Below are 5,894 nucleotides of genomic sequence, written 5' to 3' on the forward strand. Positions count from 1 at the left end.
AGGCCCACGACCCACCCGAGCCCAGACAAGGCGGGTCACGACCCCACGTAGCAACGGTCACAAGCTTTTCAGCCCCGCCGGCGTTTGAGGCGCAGAAGCAACCCGCACCCTGCGGGCAAGGCACACCCCCGGCCCCAGGGGGCGAGGAACCCCAGGGCGGCGGCCCCGCGGGGCAAGGCCCGCCCGGGGGCCCGAGGGAAACCCCCAAGCCACGCGCACGCGTGTTTGGTGGGTGACGGTGGGTTGGAACCCGCGCCCCGACGTGATGGGGTTGCCGGGTGACCGCTATCGCCTCCGCCGCCGCGGCTGCCGAGGAGTACGCCGCGCTGCTCAACCGGGTCCGCAGGGACCGCCGGGTGCTCGGGCTCGTTCTGACCGGTTCACGGACCCGGGAGGAGCTGGCGACCGAGCACTCGGGCTATGACGTCTATCTCGTGGTCGAGGACGCGGCACGGGACGACCGGCTCCCCACCGCGCCGGTCCGGCCGGACGTCCTGGTCAATGTGATGGTGCTGCCGCTGGCCGAGTTCCGGGTGCATGCGCTGCCGGGCTCCGGAACCGAGTGGAACCGGTACGCGTTCGCCCATGCCAAGGTCGAGAAGGACACGGCCGACGGGCTGATCGGCGATCTCGTTGCCGCGAAGGGGGCCCTGGGGCCGGACGAGAGCACCGTCCTCGCACCCGAGCAGCTCGACGCCTTCCTCAGCAGCGCCTACCGCTCCCTCAAAGGGGCCCGGGACGGGCAGCCGCTGGCGGCCGGGCTGGACGCGGCCGAGGCCGTGCCGTACTTCCTCAGCTATGTTTTCGCCGCCCACAACCGGGTGCGGCCCTACAACAAGTATCTGGCCTGGGAGCTGCGGCACCACCCGCTCAGCCGCCCGGAGTGGTCGGCCGAGCGGCTGCTGCCCCTGCTGGGCGAGGTGCTGGGACCGCAGGGCCCGGCGGCGATACGGCGACTGGTCACCGAACTCGAACCCCACGCCCGGGCCTGGGGGCACGGGCCGGTCTTCGACGCATGGGGCGACGATCTGCCATTGCTGCGGGGCGGGGAGGCGTAACCGCGGGGCCCGCCCCGCGCCCGGTCGGCAGACACGCGGGCCCGCGACACGGCCCGGCCCTACGCCGGAACCCTGCGGTCGACTACCCGCCAGGCCACCTCCAGCAGCACCCCCGCCGCCGCGGCGATGCCGACCGCCGTCCACGGCATGGCCGTTCCCACCAGCTTGAGCGCGAAGAACTCCTGAAGCCACGGCACCACCAGCACGATGAGGAAGCCCAGCCCCATCGTCCCGACCAGCGCGATCCGCCACCAGGTGTACGGGCGGGCGACGATCGCCAGCACCCAGAGGGCGACCAGGAAGAGGGTCAGCGTCGCCGCGCTGGTCTCCGCGTCCAGGGCGTCCGGGCCGCTGTAGTGGGCGCGGGCCAGCAGATAGGTGGTGAAGGTGGCCGCCGCCGCGATGACCCCGGAGGGGATCGCGTACCGCATCACGCGCCGGACGAAGTGCGGCCGGGCCCGCTCCTTGTTGGGTGCCAGCGCCAGGAAGAAGGCGGGGACCCCGATGGTGAGGGTGGCGAGGAGGGTGAGATGGCGGGGGAGGAAGGGGTACTCCACCTGGCTGATCACCACCAGGATCGCCAGCAGCACCGAGTAGACCGTCTTGGTGAGGAAGAGGGTGGCGACCCGGGTGATGTTGCCGATCACCCGCCGGCCTTCGGCGACCACCGACGGCAGGGTCGAGAAGCTGTTGTTCAGCAGGACGATCTGGGCGACGGCGCGGGTCGCCTCGGAGCCGGAGCCCATGGAGACGCCGATGTCCGCGTCCTTGAGGGCGAGGACGTCGTTGACGCCGTCGCCGGTCATGGCGACCGTATGGCCGCGGGACTGGAGCGCGCCGACCATGTCCCGCTTCTGCTGCGGGGTGACCCGGCCGAAGACGGCGCCGGACTCCAGCGCGGCGGCCATCGCGTCGCGGTCGGCGGGGAGGGTGCGGGCGTCCACGGTGTGCTCGGCGCCCGGCAGGCCGAGCTTGGCGGCGACCGCGCCGACGGAGACCGCGTTGTCGCCGGAGATCACCTTGGCGGCCACGTCCTGGTCGGCGAAGTAGGCGAGGGTGGCGGTGGCGTCGGGCCGCAGCCGCTGTTCCAGGACGACGAGCGCGGTGGCGCGGGCGCCCGCCGGTTCCTCCAGGGAGCCGCCGCGGGCGAGGAGCAGCACCCGCAGTCCCTGCTCGTTGAGATGGTCGATATCGGTGAGGGCGGGGTCGCCGGGGGCGAGGAGCACATCGGGCGCCCCCAGCAGCCAGGTGGTTCCCGCCGCGGCTTCTCCGCCTTCCCCGGGCCCGCTCTCCCCGTCCGCGGCGAAGCGCGCGCCGCTGTACTTGCGGGCGGAGGAGAAGGGCAGGGCGTCGAGGACACGCCATCCGGAGCCGTCCGGATAGGCCTCCGCGATGGCCTGGAGGGAGGCGTTGGGCCGGGGGTCGGAGGCGCCGATCGCGCCCAGGGCCTTCGCGACGTGCGCGGGGTCCGCGCCGTCCAGCGGCCGTACCTCCGCCACGTCCATCCCGCCCTCCGTCAGGGTGCCCGTCTTGTCGAGGCAGACGACATCGACCCGGGCGAGACCCTCGATGGCGGGCAGCTCCTGCACCAGGCACTGTTTGCGGCCCAGCCGGATGACACCGATGGCGAAGGCGACGGACGTCAGCAGGACGAGCCCCTCGGGGATCATCGGCACGATGCCGCCGACGGTCCGGGCGATGGAGTCCTTGAGGTCGGCGTTCTTGACGACGAGCTGGCTGATGATCAGCCCGATCGCGGTGGGGACCATCATCCAGGTGACGTACTTGAGGATGGTGCTGATGCCGCTCCGCAGCTCGGAGTGGACCAGGGTGAAGCGGGACGCCTCCTCGGCCAGCTGGGCGGCGTAGGCCTCCCGGCCGACCTTTGTCGCGGTGAACGCGCCACCGCCCGCGACCACGAAGCTGCCGGACATCACGGGGTCACCGGGGCGCTTGAGGACGGGGTCGGCCTCGCCGGTGAGCAGCGATTCGTCGATTTCCAGGCTGTCGGCCTCGACGACCGTGCCGTCGACGACGACCTTGTCACCGGGGCCGAGTTCGACGAGGTCCCCGAGGACGATCGCGGAGGTGGAGATCTCGGTGGGTTTTCCGCCCCGGCGCACGGTGGGTTTGGCCTCGCCGATCACGGCGAGGCCGTCGAGGGTCTTCTTGGCCCGCAGCTCCTGGATGATGCCGATGCCGGTGTTGGCGATGATCACGAAGCCGAAGAGGCTGTCCTGGATCGGGGCGACGATCAGCATGATCGCCCAGAGCACACCGATGATCGCGTTGAACCGGGTGAAGACATTGCCCCGGATGATGTCGGCGGTGGAGCGGGAGGAGCGGACCGGTACGTCGTTGACCTCGCCGCGGGCGACCCGCTCGGCGACCTCGGCGGAGCTGAGACCGGCGGCGGGCGCGGGCGCCGGAGGCCGCACGGGGTGGACGGGGTCCAGTTCGGAGCCCGCGTCGATGGCCGGGCGCGGGGCGGCCGACGGGGGGCGGCCGGTGCCGGTGGTGCCGGGTTCGCGGGGGTCGTCGTCGTGGTCGTCGTGGTCGTGATGCTGGTCGTCGTCGCGTCCGGGTCCGTCCGGTTCGAGCCTCGCCGACTGGGTCATGGTTCGTACGGTACGGCGGCGGGCGCGGGCCCGCCTCCCGCTGTGGATAACCCTGTTCGGGGTGTCGCGCTCGCGGCTTACGCGCCGCCGCGGACCTCCGGCGGCTCCTGCCCGTCCGGCCCGTCCTGTGCGGCGGCGGCGCGCTTGAGGGCGGCGTCCCGCCCGCGGACGTACCAGATGCCGATCAGTCCGAGTCCGCCACCGGCGAGACAGGTCCAGACCCACCACATCAGATCCCGGTCGGCGAACCAGTTGTAGAAGGGGATCTGCACCAGGAAGAGGGCGAACCAGATGATCGTGCCGCCGGTGATGGTGGCGACGACGGGCCCCTCCAGGGGCTCGGGCGCCTCGTGCCTGGGTGTCCACTTCGCCATGTGATCAGTGTAGGTGCGCCCCTCGGCCGGCCGGAGGGGCCCCGATCCGAGCCCGGGCACCCGCGCTCGGGGGCGGGCCACGCGGGGTCTACGCGCGGAGATAGCGCATCGGCCCTTATGTGTTCATACTGAAACGGTTTGCTTCTGGCTGGTTCTATTCGTATGAATCTCCAAAAGCGATCAGGCTGAAGATCCGCGCCGAGGTGAATTCCCCGATTGCCCCGGTTCCCCCGATTCCGCTTGTTGAGGACCGCATGTCCCCCTCGGCCCCCGCCGCCGCGCCCGGTACTCCCGGCACCCCGCCGAAGGGGCCCGTCAGCGGCCTCGACCGGTACTTCCGCATCTCCGAGCGCGGTTCGTCCGTGCCCCGGGAGATCCGCGGAGGGTTCGCCACCTTCTTCGCGATGGCCTACATCATCGTGCTGAACCCGATCATCCTGGGCAGCGCGAAGGACATGTACGGCCATCAGCTCGACGGCGGTCAGCTCGTCACCGCCACCGTGCTCACCGCCGCCTTCTCCACCCTGCTGATGGGTGTGATCGGCAATGTCCCGATCGCGCTCGCGGCCGGGCTCGGCGTGAACACGGTCGTCGCGCTCCAGCTTGCGCCCAGGATGTCGTGGCCCGACGCGATGGGCATGGTCGTCCTGGCCGGTTTCCTGGTGATGCTGCTGGTGGCGACCGGGCTGCGGGAACGCGTGATGACCGCGGTGCCGCGAAGTCTGCGCAAGGGCATCGCGATCGGTATCGGCCTGTTCATCATGCTGATCGGCCTGGTCGACGCGGGCTTCGTCTCCCGTATCCCGGACGCCGCCCAGACCACCGTGCCGCTCACCCTGGGCAGCGGCGGTCACCTGGTCGGCTGGCCGGTCCTGGTCTTCGTCCTCGGCGCGCTGCTGACCCTGGTCCTGATCATCCGCAAGGTGCCGGGCGCGATCCTGATCTCCATCGTGGTGATGACGATCGTCGCCATGATCATCGAGGCGGTCGCCGAGATCCCGAGCTGGGGCCTGACGACTCCGAAGTGGCCGGGCAGCCCGGTCGACACCCCCGACTTCGGGCTGGTCGGCGAGGTCAGCCTGTTCGGCGGCTTCGAGAAGGTCGGCCTGCTCACCGGCTGCCTGTTCGTCTTCACCGTCCTGCTGTCCTGCTTCTTCGACGCGATGGGCACCATCCTCGGCGTCGGCGACGAGGCCAAGCTCCTCGACAAGAACGGCAACCTGCCGGGCATCAACAAGGTCCTCTTCGTCGACGGCATCGCGGTCGCCTCCGGCGGCGCGACCTCCTCCTCCGCGACGACCTGCTTCGTGGAGTCCACCGCGGGCGTCGGCGAGGGCGCCCGTACCGGCCTGGCCTCGGTGGTCACCGGCGGTCTCTTCACCCTGTCGCTCTTCTTCACCCCGCTGGCCACGATGGTCCCCTCCCAGGCGGCCACCCCCGCCCTCCTGGCGGTCGGCTTCCTGATCCTGGCGGGCTCCATCCGGGACATCGACTGGAGCGACTTCACGGTCTCCGTCCCGGCCTTCCTGGCCATGGTGATGATGCCCTTCACCTACTCCATCACCAACGGCATCGGCATCGGCTTCATCGCCTTCTGCGTCCTCCGCCTGGCGGCGGGCCGCGGCCGCGAGGTGCCGATCGCGATGTACGTGGTCTCGGCGGTCTTCGTCTTCTACTACGCGATGCCGGCACTGGGCCTGGCCAAGTAGCCACCGGAGCCCGACCGAAGGGCCGGCCTGCGGTAATCGCCCGAACAGGTGAGAAGCACAGGGGCGGCCGGGGCGGGAATCCGGTACGGGATCCCGGCACGGATACGGAGGAGACGGCCTACCGGCCGCCGTCCC

The 5,894-nt window shown here is 71.1% G+C and carries 4 protein-coding genes; 2 read left to right on the forward strand and 2 right to left on the reverse strand.

The window, feature by feature from the left end; translation table 11 throughout:
• The first annotated feature begins 278 nt into the window (after window positions 1-278).
• Window positions 279-1,058 carry a hypothetical protein gene (locus tag ACWDR0_RS34270; RefSeq protein ID WP_456355743.1) on the forward strand — a complete coding sequence of 260 codons (780 nt, stop codon included), beginning with the start codon at window positions 279-281 and terminating at the stop codon, window positions 1,056-1,058.
• Window positions 1,059-1,117: 59 nt separating this feature from the next.
• Here the strand turns inward: ACWDR0_RS34270 and ACWDR0_RS34275 are convergent, their stop codons facing one another.
• The gene (locus tag ACWDR0_RS34275) at window positions 1,118-3,676 is read right to left on the reverse strand and encodes an HAD-IC family P-type ATPase (RefSeq protein ID WP_456355744.1); all 2,559 of its coding nucleotides are present in this window, start codon (window positions 3,674-3,676) and stop codon (window positions 1,118-1,120) included.
• Between the two features lie 77 nt (window positions 3,677-3,753).
• Window positions 3,754-4,050 carry a DUF2530 domain-containing protein gene (locus ACWDR0_RS34280; RefSeq protein WP_456355745.1) on the reverse strand — a complete coding sequence of 99 codons (297 nt, stop codon included), beginning with the start codon at window positions 4,048-4,050 and terminating at the stop codon, window positions 3,754-3,756.
• Window positions 4,051-4,304: 254 nt separating this feature from the next.
• On the opposite strand from ACWDR0_RS34280, the gene ACWDR0_RS34285 reads away from it, so the two are divergent.
• Complete coding sequence (locus tag ACWDR0_RS34285) at window positions 4,305-5,759, forward strand: NCS2 family permease (protein WP_456355746.1); 1,455 nt, start codon at window positions 4,305-4,307, stop codon at window positions 5,757-5,759.
• The last annotated feature ends 135 nt before the right edge of the window (window positions 5,760-5,894 follow it).

The organism is Streptomyces sp. NPDC003691 (assembly GCF_053981115.1).

What these genes read in the sequence shown, in the direction of transcription:
- ACWDR0_RS34280 (WP_456355745.1), bottom strand. Translation starts at nt 4,050, where the DNA reads ATGGCGAAGTGGACACCCAGGCACGAGGCGCCCGAGCCCCTGGAGGGG.
- ACWDR0_RS34275 (WP_456355744.1), bottom strand. Translation starts at nt 3,676, where the DNA reads ATGACCCAGTCGGCGAGGCTCGAACCGGACGGACCCGGACGCGACGAC.
- ACWDR0_RS34285 (WP_456355746.1), top strand. Translation starts at nt 4,305, where the DNA reads ATGTCCCCCTCGGCCCCCGCCGCCGCGCCCGGTACTCCCGGCACCCCG.